This is a genomic window from Sphingobacterium sp. UGAL515B_05 (assembly GCF_033097525.1).
GTDB lineage: Bacteria > Bacteroidota > Bacteroidia > Sphingobacteriales > Sphingobacteriaceae > Sphingobacterium.
The window spans coordinates 5,684,612-5,702,657 of sequence record NZ_CP109907.1 but is presented as its reverse complement, the minus strand read 5'-3'; the positions used below and the strand labels follow the sequence as shown (position 1 = coordinate 5,702,657).

Annotated in this window: 18 protein-coding genes; 9 read left to right on the top strand and 9 right to left on the bottom strand. The window is 40.9% G+C overall.

Features of this window, described 5'->3' with window-relative positions; all coding sequences use genetic code 11:
- Window positions 1-15: 15 nt before the first annotated feature.
- Window positions 16-729, bottom strand: coding sequence for a hypothetical protein (locus OK025_RS23935; RefSeq protein WP_317667270.1), 714 nt, complete (start codon window positions 727-729; stop codon window positions 16-18).
- Between the two features lie 31 nt (window positions 730-760).
- Window positions 761-4,237, bottom strand: a complete 3,477-nt coding sequence (locus OK025_RS23930) for a hypothetical protein (RefSeq protein ID WP_317667269.1) — start codon at window positions 4,235-4,237, stop codon at window positions 761-763.
- A gap of 439 nt (window positions 4,238-4,676) precedes the next feature.
- On the opposite strand from OK025_RS23930, the gene OK025_RS23925 reads away from it, so the two are divergent.
- Genes OK025_RS23925 through OK025_RS23900 form a run of 6 tightly spaced genes read left to right on the top strand, consistent with a single transcriptional unit; the run spans window position 4,677 to window position 10,793 of the window.
- Window positions 4,677-5,093: a type II secretion system protein gene (locus OK025_RS23925; protein ID WP_317667268.1), complete on the top strand. Its 417-nt coding sequence runs from the start codon at window positions 4,677-4,679 to the stop codon at window positions 5,091-5,093.
- A gap of 1 nt (window position 5,094) precedes the next feature.
- Complete coding sequence (locus OK025_RS23920; protein ID WP_317667267.1) at window positions 5,095-5,598, top strand: hypothetical protein; 504 nt, start codon at window positions 5,095-5,097, stop codon at window positions 5,596-5,598.
- A gap of 38 nt (window positions 5,599-5,636) precedes the next feature.
- Complete coding sequence (locus OK025_RS23915) at window positions 5,637-7,064, top strand: GspE/PulE family protein (protein WP_317667266.1); 1,428 nt, start codon at window positions 5,637-5,639, stop codon at window positions 7,062-7,064.
- 2 nt (window positions 7,065-7,066) lie between these two features.
- Window positions 7,067-9,031 carry a secretin and TonB N-terminal domain-containing protein gene (locus OK025_RS23910; protein ID WP_411567709.1) on the top strand — a complete coding sequence of 655 codons (1,965 nt, stop codon included), beginning with the start codon at window positions 7,067-7,069 and terminating at the stop codon, window positions 9,029-9,031.
- A gap of 3 nt (window positions 9,032-9,034) precedes the next feature.
- Window positions 9,035-10,270, top strand: a complete 1,236-nt coding sequence (locus OK025_RS23905) for a hypothetical protein (protein WP_317667264.1) — start codon at window positions 9,035-9,037, stop codon at window positions 10,268-10,270.
- Window positions 10,248-10,793, top strand: a complete 546-nt coding sequence (locus OK025_RS23900) for a hypothetical protein (RefSeq protein WP_317667263.1) — start codon at window positions 10,248-10,250, stop codon at window positions 10,791-10,793. The genes OK025_RS23905 and OK025_RS23900 overlap by 23 nt, the downstream gene beginning before the upstream one ends.
- A gap of 174 nt (window positions 10,794-10,967) precedes the next feature.
- On the opposite strand, the gene OK025_RS23895 is transcribed toward OK025_RS23900, so the two are convergent.
- The 7 genes from OK025_RS23895 to OK025_RS23865 are packed head-to-tail and all read right to left on the bottom strand — an operon-like array spanning window position 10,968 to window position 15,756.
- On the bottom strand, window positions 10,968-12,119 hold the full coding sequence (locus OK025_RS23895) for a type II secretion system F family protein (protein ID WP_317667261.1): 1,152 nt from the start codon (window positions 12,117-12,119) through the stop codon (window positions 10,968-10,970).
- A 12-nt stretch (window positions 12,120-12,131) separates the two neighbouring features.
- The gene (locus tag OK025_RS23890) at window positions 12,132-12,626 is read right to left on the bottom strand and encodes a type II secretion system protein (RefSeq protein WP_317667260.1); all 495 of its coding nucleotides are present in this window, start codon (window positions 12,624-12,626) and stop codon (window positions 12,132-12,134) included.
- Window positions 12,623-12,961, bottom strand: a complete 339-nt coding sequence (locus OK025_RS23885) for a hypothetical protein (protein ID WP_317667258.1) — start codon at window positions 12,959-12,961, stop codon at window positions 12,623-12,625. The genes OK025_RS23890 and OK025_RS23885 overlap by 4 nt, the downstream gene beginning before the upstream one ends.
- 28 nt (window positions 12,962-12,989) lie before the next feature.
- Window positions 12,990-14,240, bottom strand: a complete 1,251-nt coding sequence (locus tag OK025_RS23880) for a hypothetical protein (protein ID WP_317667257.1) — start codon at window positions 14,238-14,240, stop codon at window positions 12,990-12,992.
- 4 nt (window positions 14,241-14,244) lie between these two features.
- On the bottom strand, window positions 14,245-14,889 hold the full coding sequence (locus tag OK025_RS23875; protein ID WP_317667255.1) for a hypothetical protein: 645 nt from the start codon (window positions 14,887-14,889) through the stop codon (window positions 14,245-14,247).
- Window positions 14,879-15,385, bottom strand: coding sequence for a hypothetical protein (locus OK025_RS23870; RefSeq protein ID WP_317667253.1), 507 nt, complete (start codon window positions 15,383-15,385; stop codon window positions 14,879-14,881). Before OK025_RS23870 ends, OK025_RS23875 begins: the two co-directional genes overlap by 11 nt.
- Before the next feature lie 2 nt (window positions 15,386-15,387).
- Window positions 15,388-15,756 carry a hypothetical protein gene (locus OK025_RS23865; RefSeq protein ID WP_317667252.1) on the bottom strand — a complete coding sequence of 123 codons (369 nt, stop codon included), beginning with the start codon at window positions 15,754-15,756 and terminating at the stop codon, window positions 15,388-15,390.
- A gap of 376 nt (window positions 15,757-16,132) precedes the next feature.
- Between OK025_RS23865 and OK025_RS23860 the strand changes: the two genes are divergently transcribed.
- The 3 genes from OK025_RS23860 to OK025_RS23850 all read left to right on the top strand — a co-directional run bounded on the left by OK025_RS23860 (window position 16,133) and on the right by OK025_RS23850 (window position 18,034).
- Window positions 16,133-16,828, top strand: a complete 696-nt coding sequence (locus OK025_RS23860) for a tail fiber domain-containing protein (protein WP_317667251.1) — start codon at window positions 16,133-16,135, stop codon at window positions 16,826-16,828.
- 95 nt (window positions 16,829-16,923) lie between these two features.
- On the top strand, window positions 16,924-17,451 hold the full coding sequence (locus OK025_RS23855; protein ID WP_317667249.1) for an OmpH family outer membrane protein: 528 nt from the start codon (window positions 16,924-16,926) through the stop codon (window positions 17,449-17,451).
- Between the two features lie 7 nt (window positions 17,452-17,458).
- The gene (locus OK025_RS23850) at window positions 17,459-18,034 is read left to right on the top strand and encodes a hypothetical protein (RefSeq protein WP_317667248.1); all 576 of its coding nucleotides are present in this window, start codon (window positions 17,459-17,461) and stop codon (window positions 18,032-18,034) included.
- Window positions 18,035-18,046 lie beyond the last annotated feature (12 nt).

Here is an 18,046-nt window from a genome sequence, read left to right as displayed (position 1 = left end):
TTCCGTACGCGAAGATTATTTTTCGTCCGTTACATAAATGTTGCCGGCTCCGTCCACAGTTATTCCCCAAGGTTCACTGAACCTTGCGGATGAACCTGTAGCATCCGTGTATCCCGCTGTTGTAGAACCTGCCAGCGTAGTAACAGCTCCTGACGGCGTAATTTTGCGTACCATATTATTACCGCGGTCACTAACATATAGGTTTCCTGAAACATCTTTGCATATGGAGACAGGTTTATAGAACCGGGCAGCTGACCCCGTACCGTCCTGCCAACCGCTAACCGATGAAGTTGAACCTACGAAACTCTTTACTTCCCTGCTATCTGGATCATAGGAGCGTATGGTATGGTTACCTGCGTCACTTATATAAATTAAGCCTGATGAACCGATGACCATTCCCGCGAGTCCCTGAAAACGGGCAGCTGCACCAATTGCATCTACGTAGCCAGAAGTATTGCCCCCGGCCAGTAAGGTAACGTCTCCATCGGAATATACAGCTCCACCACTGTTTGTCGGTAGATAGTTTATCGGTTGGCCGACCATCAGTGTGCCGGGAATTGTATAATTGATAGCTGGAAGTGAGGGAAGGGCCATTATGCTGGCCATGGTTCTTGATTTTGGCGATGCTCCCCTTGCATAAATTTCCGAACTGTCAACAATCTGTCCATATATAGTTCCTGCCTTTAGGATAAAAAGAGTCAGGAATATGTTTTTAAGTGTTTTTTTCATAACGAGTTTGATTTCAAGAATAATTGGTGATTTACCCTTCTATTACCCCCCATTGATCACTACACTGATATATAGCGGTTACCTTCCCATCGGATCCGCCTATGTAAGCAATAGCAGATCCTCTGGAATAATAACCCGGAGGAGCATAGTTACCTTCGATTGTGAAGAGTACGGTTCCCACTTCTATTCCCGGGCTCACCTCATTGCCGGTATTAATAAAATAATACCTTTTTTTATCGGTCGATTGACATAAGAGTTCACCCGAACCATCCATAAATGATTTATAGGCCAGATTAACAACGTAAGCATTTTCTGGAAGACGCCTATTCCCATCGCAGTCATATAGCTTCCCATTTAGATTGTAGCAATATGTCCGGATAATATCCCCATTATGGTTCTTTACTGCTATCAGCCTATTGAAGACGTCATATTCATAAGACTCTGTTATACCTCTGGAATCTGTTTTGCTTTTCATCCCAATGAATGGTAAATAGATATAGGACGTGATCTGTGCTTTTTTTAGGGAAGCGCTGTTCCTGAGCAACTTTATCGCATTGTCAATAGTTGTTTCGGAGACTGTCGGCGAATTGAGCGCATCTATTGTCGGCTGTCCCAAAATTCCAAAAATCTCATCGTAGCTGGCGTTATCTATTTCGGCTAGAAGGTACTGCCCACAATAGCCCCATAAATAGGCCTGCTGGGGTTTGCCATTTTCCTTGACTTCCTGGGGATTCCCGTAGATATCATATTTCGTAAATTCCTTAAGAAGAACTGCCCGGGAATCCACTCGGAGGTATTCCTTCCAAAATGCTGTGCCACCATTATTATAGTATGATGCCAAAATATCAGGTTGAAGATAGTTTGTTGTTTTGCTATCAAAGCTCATCCGATAGATTCGTGAAGGTGCAATAATATTATCATATGTTCCATAATCAATGATATCTTGGCTGACAGGGGTATAATTATATGCATTATTCATATATCTTGCTTTATTAATTGCAGTTACAACAGGATAGGCAAGCATATTTCTGGTCTTCATTGTCCTGTATGTATGTTCACGTACGGTGATCACACTTTTTGGAAAACTAAATGGAAAACTATAACCCATCGTGCGACCAATATTATTGCCAGGCGCATTATTAACCTCGTAATAACTAACATTGCTTGGTCGGTTGATAGAGATATCCTGATCTCCATGAAAGGCAGTGAAATTAGACGCCTCCGTATTGCTTGTTTCGATCATATTGCCATCTCTGAGCTCTTTGACAATAGAAGATTTTAGGGAAGGGGTAACAGTAGGATAAACTCCCGAAGAGGCCCTCCTGCCATCAACATCCCCTTCTACAGCAAGTTGGATGAATGGTACGCCGTAGGTGTTCAAAGTAGCGATATTATAGGTGTTAACAGTTTCTTTCTGCAGTACTTTGGAATTGTTATAGATCTTTTGGCTAAGTTCCAACCCCCGATAAGCCTGAAAAGAGATAAATGGGTCTTCAAACTGTTCACTGCTGAAATTGGAATGCATCAATATTGGAGCTCCATCCATATAACCATTGTCGTGGTTGGAGTAGATTCTTGTTATGTAACCATTCCCGATTGTTTTTTCCGTGACTTCCGAATAAGTAATGTGTGCGCCCTTGGTCAATCCCAATGGGAAAAAGTTTCGGTCCATTCCGTGCTGATAATACGCCTGAACCGAACCTGAACTTCCTGACCAGAAATCACCGGACTTAAAGGAGGAAAACCTACTACCGGAATTTGAATACCGGGGATTTCCAGCAAGTACGCCGGAAGAGACCGCTCCGGAAGTGATATAGTTTCTGGAGTAAAAATATTCTGTTTTTCGGGTAGCAGTTCCATCTTCGGGGCTTGACGTTATGCTTTTTATACGTAAACCACCGGCAATCAGGTTTGATGTCGTATCACGTACAGTAAACGGATACTGGAACGCAACCTTACTGTAAGTATGGGGCTCGTATTCGAACATGGTGATGCCTCCTTCAGGATATTGGATTTTTTTGAGCATCTCTGCCTGTAAATAGCTGCCATTAGGCTGGCGACTGTCATAATAATTGGAACTATAGGCATATTCATTCCCATTAAAATATCCCCAATGATCAGTCGCTCTTGACTCATAAGCTGGTAACAGCTGTTCGTTATAGGTAAACCTATATTCCTGATCTTTTAGAAAAGAAGTACCGGTTCCAACTCCCAGGAGGATTTCATCTAAGCGCAATCTTGTATTGCTTTGTTCCCTATATCTGAAACGGATAGTCTTATTGGTCCTGCCGATACGTATTTCATCCAGCTTCTGCCAATAGCTCCTCCCGCCATTTGGATCCGGGGATTGTGTTGCATATAATAACTGGCCTATTGTAGGTTGTTCATACCCTGACATATTATAGGCCATTTCATTGCTCGGACTATAATGAAATGTCACTTCCTGCAGCGGCGTTTTAATGGACTTCAGATAGCTTGGATAGATAAATGAATACGTGCTTTTTTGGGTACTTCCGTAATACTGATATCCCCCAGAACCCCAGCTTACCGAAAAAACAAGTAAAAAATGGGCATAATTCTTAAAATTGTAAGAACCGCTTTTTATCGTAAGGTCCCTGAATGTATCTGGGACAATCAGGCGGCCTTTACGTTCATATTCGAAGTCGATGCTATAACCATTAGGCGAAGTAACTTTGCTTAAATACCAGGCTGTTGCTGTATTATCCTGACTATAGCCTAGTATACCCGAGTTTGTAAACTCAATATTATTTACCGTGTTGCCAAAGATATATTGATAGCCCTTATCATCGGTTATCTTAATCCCGTAAATGCAACGCAGGCTGGTCTGGGTGTACATACCTCCGGTTTGATTTGGAGAATCGGCAAACTGGACATTATCTTTGATTTCTATGATCTCACCTTTGAGCGTATATTCCCCATCACATAAAAAACGTAATACCGGAGGGCTCGTTGAATTCTGCCGGGTAATATAAAATATGCCTGAATAACCATTAAAATTAAAATAAAACTCATCGGGCGATCCGTCGTAGGCATAATCACTGATGGGTAAATTAGTACCGTCCCTTGCGAACTTCTTGACAGTATTGATATCATTATAGGTGTCGGCAACTCTTCCTCCGGTATAATAATAGCCGATGTCATGGGTATAAGTTACTCCATTGACGGTTCGGTAGATTTCATCTTTTTCCGCTACCACTTTACGATATATAGCTCCGCCTCCGGTACTTAAACTCCATCCAAGACCCGAAAATCCGGGATGCTGCTTGACTTTATTCCCTTTTGTGTCGTAACTAAGCACAATCGGAACTGAAAGATCCCTATAAGAAGTAGTATACAATGGGATCTGAACATTCGCCTGTCCGGTAAAACTGGAGACAGGGACTATACCTCGTTCAATTAATTTCTCCACGTTCGGAGAAGCGGTACTTTGGCAATAGATCACATTAAATTGCCAAAAATACAGCAAAAAGAGAATAATTCTTTTCATATTATTCAAAGGATAAGTTAATAAATACAAGGAAATGTTAGGTTAATAGCAAGAAATTCCACTCAGGGATTTCGAATATGGCTATACGGCAAATTAAGGTTATGCAACGTAAATTAATAATCGGTATTTGAAATTAAAACTTATTTTTTAATTTTCAAAAATAAATTCCAATTTAATGATGTGGTTAATTTTGTTTTTTCAAGACAGTGTTTAGAAGGAAAATATACAGAATAGATTTTTAATTCTTGTCACTTTGTAAAAAGATGAAAAAATAAATTTTCGATTGTACTTTTCTGTCGCGATATGATAAATGCTACATATTTGATATTTCTATTAATGGGAATAATACGGCTATTAGGACCAAGAATTAAAAATTAGGAGAGCTAGGTAAAAACTTTTATATTAGTAATGCCTAAATAAATATAGATGAGATCGAATTATGAAAAGATTTTACAAAAAGCGATTAAAGGCCTATAGTCTTACGGAAATCCTTGTGGTTATGGTGATTATCGGTATCTTAGTGCTGTTGGCGTTACCGAATCTGATGCCATTGATTACCAAAGCCAAAAGCACCGAAGCTAAGGTACAGCTTCAGCATTTGCAGACCCTGGAGAAAAATTATTTTTTCGAAAAGTCCAAATACAGTGGCAACCTGGATGAAATCGGTTTTGTACAGGAAAAATTAAGTACTGACGATAAAGACGGAAAAGCCAATTATCGGATCGAAATTGTACGCGCTGATCAGAACACCTTTCTAGGTAGAGCAACTGCCGTAGTGGATTTCAATGGCGACGGCAAGTTCAATGTGTGGGAAATAGACCAAGATAAAAACCTAAAAGAGGTTACCGCAGATTAACATGTGGTGGACCATATCCATTGCTGTTCTTTTAATCGGTATAGCTTATCAGGATTTTAAACAGCGCGCTGTAAGCATTGTTCTCTTTCTTTTATTAGCCATACTACTTTTGGGACTTAAGTTGACAGAAAATTATTGGCAGGACTCTTATCCGGATATCTTGGCCAATATCTTTTTTTTGACTTTTCAGATGGGGGCCATTCTGATCTATTTCCGGCTCAAAGAAGGATGGTGGGGACGGATCATGGATCGAAAGCTGGGCTGGGGGGATATCGCATTTTTGCTCTGCATATTGTTGTATATGCCCTTTCTGAACTTTTTTCTTTTCCACATCGTCAGTTTGATCACCGCATTGTTGGTTGCTATGGTCAACAAAAATTGGCGGGATCCGCAAAAGGGTATTCCACTGGCAGGTTGCCAGGCATTACTTTTTTTAGGGTATTTTATCGCCGAACGGATGAATTGGATTGATTGGACTGTGATCGGTCTATCATTTATGTCATAGTATAGAAAAGTATACCGAATTATTAACAAAGAAGCATTGTGGGGACAGCTTATCATTTTTCAACAGAAATACTGCATGCAATTTCCCGGGATATCGCATGGCACTACCGTATTATTCCATTTGACCGGAATAGTAAGGAAATTCATTTTTACACAGATCGGTCAACTGACCTTTCCGGACTGGAGAATGAGTTGGCTATTCTCTTTGATGAGCATATTATCCTGGAGATTACTTCATCGGCCCAGATCGAAGAATGGCTCAATAAACATTACTTTGGCGAAAAACAGTCGGAAGGAAATGAAGCTGTCAAAAACTTGGTCTTTAATGCAGATTTTCTTGATAATTTGATCTACGAAGCAAAACAGCTTAAAAGCAGTGATATTCATATAGAGACCTATGAAAACCGCTGCCGAGTACGGGTGCGTATCGATGGAATGATGGTGGAACGGTATGTGCTGAAAAGAGAGGATTATCCGGCTTTGATCAATAAGATCAAGATCATGTCCAATCTGGATATTGCCGAAAAACGCCTGCCACAGGATGGGCGTATCCATTACAGACGTAATCAGGATCAGTTTGATATCCGTGTATCGGTGCTACCCACTCTTCACGGGGAAAAGGTCGTGCTGCGTCTGCTGAACAATAATGCCACCAATATCCAACTGGATAAATTGGGGATGTCTCCGGAGGATTATGAAAATTACCTCCACGGAGTGAAAAAGCCCAATGGTATTTTGCTGATCAGCGGACCTACTGGTTCGGGTAAGACAACTACCTTATATGCTACACTAAAACACTTAAATAAGACCACAAATAATATTCTGACCATAGAAGACCCTATCGAGTATACGTTGGAGGGTATCAACCAGGTACAGCTCAAGGAAAATATCGGGCTGAGCTTTGCTGCTGCACTGCGTACGTTCTTGCGTCAGGATCCGGATATTATTATGGTGGGGGAGATCCGTGATCCCGATACCGCCAATATGGCCATACGGGCGGCGCTAACGGGACACTTGGTATTGTCCACCATCCACACGAATTCTGCATGGGGAACGGTATCGCGTTTGATCGATATGGGGATTCCCAATTTTTTGATTGCCAATACCCTAAATACTTCCGTAGCTCAGCGTTTGGTGCGTACGCTTTGTCCCAATTGTAAACGGGAGGAGGAGCTGACAGCCGATCTATACCCCAGACAATTTAAACCTTATTTTACGGTGCATAGGCATGCAGTTGCCGTGGGTTGCGCATCTTGTTATTTTACAGGTTTTAAAGGGCGAAAAGCGGTCTATGAGATTATTCCGATGGATCATGGGCTGGTGGACGAGATCAAAAAAGGGAATATGCGGGTGGACGAGCAACTGAAGGAACGAAAAATAAAAACACTTGGCGAAAATGCATTTGAGCTTTTCGCTGCCGGGGAAACAACGATAGAGGAAATCTATCCATTACTATTCAATTATTGATGATGAGTTTGAGAACATTATATTTAACCTTATTGCTATTACTGTCTTTTAGCATCAGAACTTTTGCTCAAAATGCGACAGAAAACTATGCACGCGTAGAACAACGGCTGGAAGCTTTGGCGGGAACGGTACCTGGATTACAAAAGAAGGTGAAACTTTCCGTTTCGGGCGTTACGGCGCAGGAATTTCTACGGGCTCTCGCGCAGTCCAATGACTTGAATATCAATGTGGACCCTACGTTGAGTTTTTCCATCGTCAATAACTTTACAGGCGAAACCGCTAAAAACGTACTGCTATTTCTAGCGAAAACGTATGGTCTGGATATCGATGTGATCGGTTCGATTATGACGATCAAAAAATTACCGGAGCCCGGGCCTGTTCAAATTGAAAAGGATATCAAGGTACAGTACAATACATCAAGCGATGGACTAGGCTATGAACTGCAGAATGATCCCTTAGGCAAAGTGGCTCAAAAAATCAGTTCACTATCGGGTAAAAATTTAATCGTGCCCACACCCTTGCTCCAGAAGACCGTGACGGGATTTATGGCTGAGGCGCCATTTGAAACAGCATTGGAAAAATTGGCGTATGTGAATGGGTTGAAATACCGCAAGACCAATGACAATGTGTATGTATTTGAGTCCTTGATCCCCGGAGAGGAATTGTTTATCAATGATGACCGGCAGACGGATGTGCGCTTTAGACCAGACAATGCAAGTAATCCCGTAAATGGAGCCAGTGGAATGAATCCGGGCATGAGTGGCGGTCAGCCAGGTAACTATGCCCTTTATGGAAAAACGGAAGCCGGCGGCGGAAAGCGTTTCACGATACAGGCAACCAATACACCAATTATCGAATTGATCAAGCGTGCTTCAGAAGAAGCCAATGTCAATTATTTTATCTATAGCCAGATTGACGGAAATATTACGACCAATGTAAAGGATATTTCTTTTGACCAGTTCCTGACCTCTATTTTTCAGGGAACACCGTATACCTTCCGGATGGATAACAATACTTATCTGATCGGTAATCGTCGCAATGAAGGGTTACGAGATAATAGAATTGTACAGTTGCAGCACCGTTCGATCGATACCATTATGATGATGATTCCGATGGATTGGCGGAAAGACGTTGAGATCAAAGAATTTAAGGAGCAGAATATGTTGCTGCTTTCGGGATCGGGACCACAGATCCGTGAAATTGAAACTTATGTGAAGCAGCTGGATAAATTGGTGCCGATGGTATTGATTGAAGTGACTATGCTAGATATACAGAAAGGAAACACCATTAAGACAGGAATCAAAATGGGGGTCGACTCCATTTCTCCTAAAGTGGGGGGAAGCCTTTCCGATGGTTTTACCTTTGGATCCGGCTCTATTAACCGTTTTCTTTCACAGCTCGGAAAGAACAATTCCTTTAATCTCGGGCGTGTAACTCCTAATTTTTATGTGCGTTTACAGGCCTTGGAGGAGAATAAAAACGTAGAAATTAGATCTGTACCTAAACTTTCAACCCTAAATGGGCATAAAGCGACATTAAGTATAGGCAGTACACGGTACTATGAAATCAAAACACAAAACGTATTTCCCGGATTAACAAATACAAATGTCTTTACCTCTCAATTTAACAAGGTTGATGCGGATCTGGCCATCGACATAACGCCGGTTGTTTCGGGGGATGATCAGATTACCATGAAGATTAAAGTAAATATTTCTGACTTTATTGGAACACCAAAAGATAATCAACCACCGCCAACATCCAACAGTAAATTTGAGTCAATTATTCGTGCCCGTAACGAAGATATGATTGTATTAGGTGGAATTGAGCGTACTGAAAATAGTAATAGTGGGAGAGGGTTACCACTTTTATCCCGTATTCCTATTTTGAAATGGCTATTTAGCAGCCGGGAGAAAACCACACAGAAGGTTGTATCAGTCGTCTTTATTAAACCAACGATATTGTATTAGTCAATGTTGAACAGGATCAAGGAAAAATATCGATTAAATACTTGCGTTGGCATTTCGCTTCGACAGGATTCTGCCGGTCTTTCCATTCGTTGTTGCAAGGTCAAGTTGGAAAAAGACCAGCTGGAAATTGAAGATACCTGGGAGGTAGACGACTGGGAACTTATCACAAACAATAAGTACAAAGATACACCTGTTGCACTTCACCTTGATTCGAGACAGATCCTTATCAAAGAGACTACACCTATGGATCTGGATGAGGAGCGGTTGAAGTCTATATTCCCCAGCTATGATGCGGATCGTTTTTATCATGGGCAGTTGCAAGGGGAATCAAAGCAATGGGTGGCTTTTGTGCGAAAGGATTATATTGTGGAGATGATCGACAGATTTGCAGTCAACGGATATCAGGTTATCAAAGTGTTTATCGGTCCTTTTGTGCTCGACGCAATACTTGGTCAGATCAATAGTTACGGTGATGCCTACACTTTTGACGGACATTCCATACGGATCGGTGCTGAAAACAAACAATGGCAAGAATATCGGTATGGCCAGGAGTTCGAGAGCCGATTTGCCTTAAAGATTGGCGACCATCCGATTAAACCGCAGTATGTGACCGCTTATGCAATTGCTTTTTCAGCTTTGATGGCCGATTATGTCCCGGAGTATGGGCTGCTTATTCCCGAAGTGGAAGAACAGCGTCAAAGCTGGCTCGAAAAACAAAAGTTCAACGTAAATCTGCTGATTCTAGTTGCTGTTTTTTTTCTTTTGCTGTTGGTGAACACGTTCTTATTTAGTCATTATTATCAGGAAAATATGGCCTTGGGAGACCGGGTAAGTAGTCAACAGAGCACGGTGCAGGATTTAGGAAAGTTAGAAGGGGAAATAAAGAGCAATGAACAGCTTTTGACTGAACTGGGATGGAATGGTGGTGTTTCCAAAGCCTGGCTGCTGGATCAGATCGGTTATTCCATCCGGCAGTTTACGCAGATCAGCCTGGCACAGATCCAGGTCAATCCGCAATCAAAAGGACTGGGGAATACAGTGATCCAACAGGCTGACCAGATTATAATCAAAGGGAATAGTCCAACTTTGGAAATGCTCAATCTATGGCTGCGTGAACTCAAGAATAATCCCTGGATCGCAAAGGTCAGTATCGAGGAATATGGCAACAAGCAACTGGATGAAACGATGGATGCCTTTACCATAAAGATAAACTACAATGATAAAGTGGAAGGAAATTGACTATAAAAAACGCAACAAGCTGCTGTTTGCGGGTGCTGGGGTTCTCCTGGTGCTTGCCTGGTTTTTGGCATTCCAAAAGACCTATCTGGCCTATCGTGAAAATACACGTTTGAATGGGTTGATTGGTAACGATATCAGCAACAGTACACAGTATGATTTCACGCGAAAGAGCAAAGTACTGGATAGCCTGAGTAAAGTTTATCAAAGTGACTCGGCAACCTGGAACGATAATTTCCTTTCGGAAGCTAGCCGTGCAATTAATTCGCCGCGTATTCAGGTCTATTTCAATAATCTCCCTAAGAATAATGCGATGCAAGTAGATAGCACTGCTGTCAAATCCAAGAGCTTAACGCTAAAGGGAGACTATCGGTCTATAGTTGCATCCGTTGCCGAACTAGAAAAGATCAATACACTGGGCTATCTGAGCACGGTGACCTTAAAGTTTGACAACAGGAGAGTATCGGCAAATGAACGTAAAGTAATTGAAGGTGAAGTGGGATTTAAGGTGAAGTTGGAAAAGTAGAAATATTGGGCATATTCTTAGCTAAATGCGCAATAGTAACAGTTCTGGACAATAAAGAATAAGCGATAAAGACCGAAAACCTGACAGTGAAATGTTTAATACTAGATGTCAGCGGGCTGCCGAGGTAAACATTAAATCCCCTACTCTACGCTAATTAATATTCATTTAATTTTGTTAAAAACTATTGCTCATTTGGAACATCGGCAAGTACATGGCGATCAGAATCAGGCCAACGACCAACCCCAAGAAGATAATAATAAAAGGTTCAAGCAGACTGGAAAGTGTTGAGGTCTTGTATTCGACTTCTTCCGTCAGCTGGGTTGCTATCTTTTCAAAGAAAAAATCCAATCGGTTCACCTCCTCACCAACACGGATCAATTGTACCGTTTTGGCTGGGTAAAAAGGATATTTGGAAAGTGCGGCGTGTAAGGATTCTCCCTGTAAAATTTCCTTCTCGGCTCCCTCCAAGGAATGTGCTATCGGATAAAAATCGGTCATTTGCTGAACCAACTGGATAGACTGCAACAGTGGCGTATTGGTGCTGACCAATAGACGCATGGTATTCGCGAAACGCGCCAAATGGACCTTGCGGATAATATCGCCAAATAATGGAAGTCGCAACATAATCCTGGAAGACCACTTGCGCCACCACAGCTGCTTTTGGTTGAAACGGATAAATACAATAAGACCGATAAGGACTAATACACCCCACCAGAACGTGCGGTCCATAAATTGGGAGACTTTTAAAATAAACGCTGTAATGGCCGGTAGCTCGCCGCCGAAACGTTTGAAAATATCGGAAAACATCGGTACCACAAACTTAAGCATAAATAGTACTGCGCCCATCGATGTGCTTAACACAATGACGGGATAGGTGAGTGCTGAAATAATCTTGCGACGCTGCCCAATCTTGCTTTTATAGAAAGAGGCCAATTCTTTCATGACCTCGCCAAGTTTTCCAGTCTCTTCCCCAATCCGTAAACTGAAAAACTCGTAATTGCTGAATTTTCCGCTTTTATGGATGGCATCTGATAGACTATCGCCCACAAGGACGTTGCTCTTGATTTCCTGAAACAACTTATTGTCCTTGCTGTTTTTCTGATCCAAAAGAACAAGATCAAATGCAGTCTTGAGGTCAACACCCGATAAGAGTAGGGTACTGAATTCGACATAGAATTCTTCTTTTTTCTTGTCGGGAAGCTGGCCGTTTCCAAAGCTGATGTCTTTGTTCAGAAAGGCCAAAATATCGCCAGATCCTTCTTTTTTCTTAGGGGAAGTTGGCTGTTCGGGCTTTTTCTTATATTTTGAGATATCAATTGAAGGCATAGACGAAATACATTAATTAGTGATCCCCGATTCAAGCTGTAAAAGCTGCTGAGCCGAATAGATCTTATGGTAATCAAACCTGTGTTCTTTATTTTCAAACCGGATATTTAGGTTAATATGATCTGTCAGTTCTTCCGATGGAAGATGCTGTATCCTTGGCGTCATATCCAGGTTGACAGTTTGGATCAAAAAAGTATCTTTTTCTACGATATTTTGATTTCTCACAATGAATTTAGGTGCAAACTCATAACTGATATTTCCGGACTCATTTTCGCAGATCAGACCATTTTCGCTTGTTTTTAACCAAAGCGATTTATTGATGTCCTGTTCCAACAGATGTTTGAAGAGACTGTAGGAGAAACGCTCCTGTCGTTGCTTTTGCTGTCGTAGAAAGAGCTGTTGAAAATATTGAAACATATAGAAAGCCATACCGATACTGATGGCTGAAATCAGCATGGCAATGGTGAGTTCCATGAGGGTAAAAGCCTTTAATTTTTGTTTGCTCATTGCTGATCCCTTTCCTCTGCTTTATTCTCAATATAGCGTACTAGACTATCTGTTACTTTGCCTTCCTCGGAGATTGCATAAACGGCCAGGCGCAGGCGGTCGGGATACCCTTCGGTTTCCTTGAGCTGGTAGCTTAATTTGATACTATCCTTCAGGCTTTCTCCCATAGTGTTGCCATCAAATCCGGTTGTCTCTAACTGACGGCTCCAAAGCATCATCTGCTCAGTTGTGCTCTTTCGTGTTTCACTTCTGGAGGCTTTGGTCAGGTTGACAAAAATAAGCATGCCGATTCCAAATACGATCAAGATAATGACCATGGATACAAGTGTTTCCACCAGGGTGGAGGCTTTGAGCCGAATAATTTTATCCCCCATAGCTATACCACTTTAAAGGTTTATTAACCTGTTTTTTTTGATCCGCTATCTGTAAATAGGAACTCAGGAAATGGGGGGATAGCTTGCTGCGGTCAAATTTAATATTGACCAAAAAATTCTCGTACATGGATGAAGGGCTTTTGTACAGAAATCGGTAACAAGCTGTGCGCCCTATGACCTGTAGACCTTTGCTATAGTCTAGAAGACCATATACAATAAGGTCTCCCTGAATAGTGCAGTCTTTTCCGAGGCTTGCTGCCGATGGCATATCGGAGCGTTTGGGCTCGTATAAGAGAACAGTTCCTGCGATATTGCAGTTGTTGCCTATTCTTAAGCTTGTTCTTTTGCCTTCTGCGCCGATTACTGCTGCGGTCGATGGATACTGGAGGGAAACATTATCTTCCAATATCAACGAGTCGGTGGCAAAGAACTGCGCAGCGCCTTTAAATCCTTTTTCGATCCGTATGCATGGCGCTATCACCAAAATATCCTGTAAAAAAGCGGTAGCGGGAATGATAATTGTGGTGTCCGATAGCAATTGAATATTACCCATCAGACTATCGCTGATCTGTCCCTGGCCTGCACGTAGATAGTAGCGTAGTGTGCGCTGATGGAAAGGGTTTTTATTTGTGGTACCCAGGGGCAGCGTCTCGCCCTTCAGACTGTCTTGTTTGAGCAAGGCTTGCAGCGCTGTCAGGCGTTTGGTGTTCAGTGCCTGCATCTGCCGGTCGCTGTCTTTGCTTTCCCCTTCGACGATCTTCTCATTGCCTTTAAAGTATTCGCCGTCAACATACGATGGTCTGACTCCAGATTTTGGAATGAACGCAGTTCCTTTAATGACTGTTTCACCACTGACTGAAACTGGTCGGTCTTCATCCGTGATATACAGTACCGTTGAGTCGGAGGGGATTGCACCTAATAGAGCCGTTTTCATCAGGGAATCCCGTAGCATACGCGTCCGGACAACGGCAATATCATAAAGTCCCCATTCGTATTTCGAGAGATAGACCGAATCTCCCTGCTGGGTGATATTGGTCAGTGCGGTATCCAGCGCGTAAGGAAAATTGGTGGAGGTAACCAGACTATATCCGGCATCAACCTGCTGTCTCAGCTGTTCTTTACGGTTAAAACGGGCATCCTGATCCCGAAAAAAGAAAGCAAGATAGATCAAACTCCCCAAAAGTACCGACACGATAAGGGAAATGACCAACACCAGATATAATGCTGCCGCCTTGAGCATAGTTTTAGGAATTAGGAGTTACCGGTTCGGGCTGATTCTCTTTCTTTTTAAACCATTTATTGATCTGGTCACCGATTAGTTTTCCCGTCTTGCGAAAGATATTGTTGTTCTGGAAAGCTTCTTTGGAAATTTCTTTGCCCAGGTCAAAATACTGGTAACTAATGATATCGCTTGTTTTGTTCTCGATGCTACCGTGCAATTTACCCTCTTTTAGATAGCCGCGTTGGATCCAATTGCCCTGCTCATCGTAACGTACAAAGGGGCCTTCTTCGATGTTCGCCATCCATTGGGATTCACTTTTGAGGTTACCATTTGCATACCAGTGGCGCCATACCCCCTGTTTGAGTCCTTTTACATATAATCCCTGGTCGGAAAGATTCTTGTTGGGGAAATAATGTGTAAACTGCCCATTGAGAAGTTTACCTGAATAGCCACCCATAGTTTGGTGCAGCTGATTGCTTTCGTACCAGACGTAGGTTTTGTCACTATTAGGACTGATCTTGATGTTGTCGGCATAGCATATGGTCTTGCTTCCATCACTGGACGAAAACGTGAATCTCCGAAAGATGGCGAGTTCTTTAACCTGTGCCTGACAGATGATAGAAATCATGAAGAAGAAGATCGTATACAGAATTTTTTTAGTTGTCATTTTTAAATATTGTCTTGTTTTTACCGTGGGCTTTGATGGTAATCTGTCCGTGGTTAATAGCTGTCAATTTAACCCCATTCTGTTCATCGCCGACATTCATCATATATTGTTTGTCCATGATGGCGACGATGGCCGTAGGTTTCTTGTCGTTTAGATTTTCGATAAACCCGATATAGCGCACATTGATTTGCGGTTCGGGCTGATAAGACTGAACCGGTGGCGCGACATAGTTGTTTACGGCGGGCGTTACCGGTGCTGAAGGGACGGTGTCGGCAACGATATTTTTTAACATGGGATCGGGATAGTTTAATAACAAAGCTGTTGTTTTCTTTTGATTGTAAAAACTGAGGTCGCTCACATTTTGGACAAAGTTCTTTTGTGCCTGCCGAGGGCCCTGATCATCATCAGAAACGGCCGCAAAAATCTTATATATAATATAACCCCAAAGTCCAATGACCAAGGAGAGCAATATATATGTCATCGCTTTGTTTTTCATTTTTATTTCAAGCTCGGCAAAATGGTAATCTGGCGTTGTTTGAAAAGACCTACACTTCCCGAATTTTCCGGTCGCACGCGCCAGGTATATTTTCCTGGACTTACTGTCAGATTAAGGTGATCCAATGTGGTTACCGTGTCTACTATTACTTTTTGAATAGAATCAAAGTTTGGACGTGCAATTTGAAGCCGATATTTGTCTGCGTCCTGGTGATTTTTCCAATAAAAGCTCACGACACTGTCCTGCGTGGAAAGGCTGTCCATCGGCGCCAATAGTTCGACACTTTCTTTCTCCATAGGATATTCTATAAATTCTGAGCAGCCCACAAAGCTTACGGAAAATAAGAATAATGCGGCTAAAAATCTTTTCATAATTTTCTAATTAGCGATTTCTGGTAAATTTACTTAAAAAAGGTTATAGTTGAAAGTATGTAGATATGTCTAAAATACCTTAAAATTTTGTTAGAAATTAAAAATAAAATAAAGTCGAAATATACTTTTTATTTTGTTAGATTTTTTCTACATTTATGCTAAGTCAGAAGAAAGTTCTTTTATTAACCAATTTTATTTATAGTTCGCTTTTTATTAGTGCAATTCACCAATGTTATTTTGAATTACTTTGTTTCAAGGAAAAAATAAGAGACCACAAGAAATTAATTAATCGATTTTTCTGATAATGATACGTTTATGGCCTTTACTGCTGTTGATGTGTCTATTTCTTTTTGAAACATTTTAATTATAAATACATATGAATAAACTACTTGGTTATATTATCAGTGCGAGTCTCTTGTTAGCTGGGGAGTCTGTATATTGTCAGATAGCCGTGTCAACTTCTAATGACATTGGGATTGGTACCGCTTCACCTACTTTTCCATTACAGTTTAGTAAACCACAGATTCGATTTACTTCTTTTGGGAATTATGGTGCAGGCACAAATGCATTACATATTGATATGCAAAATACTGATCCTAGGATAAACAGTGTTAATAAGGTGGTGTTTTATAATCTCACTAGTACTGGACATATTGATGTGGAAGCAAGGTCATATATCCAGGTATCAGACGAACGTTTAAAAACCAATATTAAACGCATTGTTACGGCTCAAGGAGAAAGCGCGCTGGGAAAAGTACTTCAATTGAACGGGTATTCCTATGATTGGAAAGACGGGATGGTTCAACGTTCTGTTAATGGCAGCGGAAACAATCACCAAATTGGATTCTTGGCACAAGAAGTAGAAAAAATTATTCCTGAAGCAGTTGTGACGGCAGATAGCTCAGGGGTAAAAGCGATGTCTTACAATTACATCATTCCTTATCTTGTTGAAGCAATCAAAGAGCAGCAGAAGACAATTGAAGAGTTAAAAGTACTGATTGCTGAAAAGCAACGTACAAAAAATGCATCTCTAGCAGCTCCTGTGCCAATTAATACAAAAAAAGAAGAATAAGTTTTATTTCTGATAGATATCCAATCAACTTAAACAACAATGGATTATGTTTCTTCATAGTCCTATAAGACAATAAACCGAATCAATATTATTTTATGAAAGTTAATAACTATCTCTTATATGTGCTGGTGCTCATAGGGCTGGCTCTTGGTGTCTGGAATTTAATTCAAGAGAAAGACAAGATCGTTTATGTGGATACCGCAAAATTATTCCAAGAGTATTCAGAAGCGGTTAAAATAAATATGAAACTTGGGCAGGAAGCAAAAAAATATGAGGGAAATATTGATACTCTTATGCAAGAAATCCAAATTGCAATAAAAGACTATGAAAAAAACGGTCTCAAATTGGACCCCATATCAAAGCGAAAGCAAGAGCTTATAATTAATGAAAAACAGGCTGATCTCCAGCGATATCAGGCTGTAGTAAAAGAAAAATTAGAGAAGCAGCGTAATGAGGAGTTTTCTGGGGTTGTAAAAACAATAAATAGTTTCCTTAAAGACTATGGGAAACAAAAAGGTTACCGTATGATACTTATAGCGAATCCAGCTGGTACAATAGCGTATGCCCAAGAAAGTACCGATATTACAGAAGATATTATCAAAGAGTTAAATGCATCTAAATAAATATTTCATGAAAGTATTGGTTATTTGTGTTTTTTCTCTTATTCTTTTTTCGTTAATCAGTTGTCAACCCAAGATACGAAATGAACAGGAGCTTTATTCTTATATCCAAAATGGGAAAAATGGTGTTCTCTATAGCTATTCTAATGAGAACTCAAAGGTGTCCATCACGTATCTTCCTAAAAGAATTATTTCATTCAATAAAGATAAGAATACTGATTTGAATCATCGTTTTTTTCGATTGATCTATCAAAAAATGGGGAAAGATGTTTTGTCTACTGCAGATCAGGATTCCTATTATGTCCTATTAAACAGGTTATCATTCAAAATGGAAGATTATCTATCTGTTAAGTCCGATGGAAAAGAAGAAAAAATTTCGAGTTATCAATACTTTCCTACCTACGGGATGACAAATAATACAGAAGTGGTCATTTCAATAGATGAAAGAAAGATAAGCCATGGAAAAGAGTTCATCATAAAAGTGAAGGATATAGGGTTAAATTGTCCGGATTATGAATTCACATTTACAAAAAATGCATTGGACCGTCTGGAAAATTTGACTACTCAGCTAAAAAGACATGATTAACCTCATAATCAT

Coding starts and splice junctions, on each gene's coding strand:
- OK025_RS23935 (WP_317667270.1), bottom strand. CDS start 729: ATGAAAAAAACACTTAAAAACATATTCCTGACTCTTTTTATCCTAAAG.
- OK025_RS23930 (WP_317667269.1), bottom strand. CDS start 4,237: ATGAAAAGAATTATTCTCTTTTTGCTGTATTTTTGGCAATTTAATGTG.
- OK025_RS23925 (WP_317667268.1), top strand. CDS start 4,677: ATGAAAAGATTTTACAAAAAGCGATTAAAGGCCTATAGTCTTACGGAA.
- OK025_RS23920 (WP_317667267.1), top strand. CDS start 5,095: ATGTGGTGGACCATATCCATTGCTGTTCTTTTAATCGGTATAGCTTAT.
- OK025_RS23910 (WP_411567709.1), top strand. CDS start 7,067: ATGAGTTTGAGAACATTATATTTAACCTTATTGCTATTACTGTCTTTT.
- OK025_RS23905 (WP_317667264.1), top strand. CDS start 9,035: ATGTTGAACAGGATCAAGGAAAAATATCGATTAAATACTTGCGTTGGC.
- OK025_RS23900 (WP_317667263.1), top strand. CDS start 10,248: ATGATAAAGTGGAAGGAAATTGACTATAAAAAACGCAACAAGCTGCTG.
- OK025_RS23895 (WP_317667261.1), bottom strand. CDS start 12,119: ATGCCTTCAATTGATATCTCAAAATATAAGAAAAAGCCCGAACAGCCA.
- OK025_RS23890 (WP_317667260.1), bottom strand. CDS start 12,626: ATGAGCAAACAAAAATTAAAGGCTTTTACCCTCATGGAACTCACCATT.
- OK025_RS23880 (WP_317667257.1), bottom strand. CDS start 14,240: ATGCTCAAGGCGGCAGCATTATATCTGGTGTTGGTCATTTCCCTTATC.
- OK025_RS23875 (WP_317667255.1), bottom strand. CDS start 14,889: ATGACAACTAAAAAAATTCTGTATACGATCTTCTTCTTCATGATTTCT.
- OK025_RS23870 (WP_317667253.1), bottom strand. CDS start 15,385: ATGAAAAACAAAGCGATGACATATATATTGCTCTCCTTGGTCATTGGA.
- OK025_RS23865 (WP_317667252.1), bottom strand. CDS start 15,756: ATGAAAAGATTTTTAGCCGCATTATTCTTATTTTCCGTAAGCTTTGTG.
- OK025_RS23860 (WP_317667251.1), top strand. CDS start 16,133: ATGAATAAACTACTTGGTTATATTATCAGTGCGAGTCTCTTGTTAGCT.
- OK025_RS23855 (WP_317667249.1), top strand. CDS start 16,924: ATGAAAGTTAATAACTATCTCTTATATGTGCTGGTGCTCATAGGGCTG.
- OK025_RS23850 (WP_317667248.1), top strand. CDS start 17,459: ATGAAAGTATTGGTTATTTGTGTTTTTTCTCTTATTCTTTTTTCGTTA.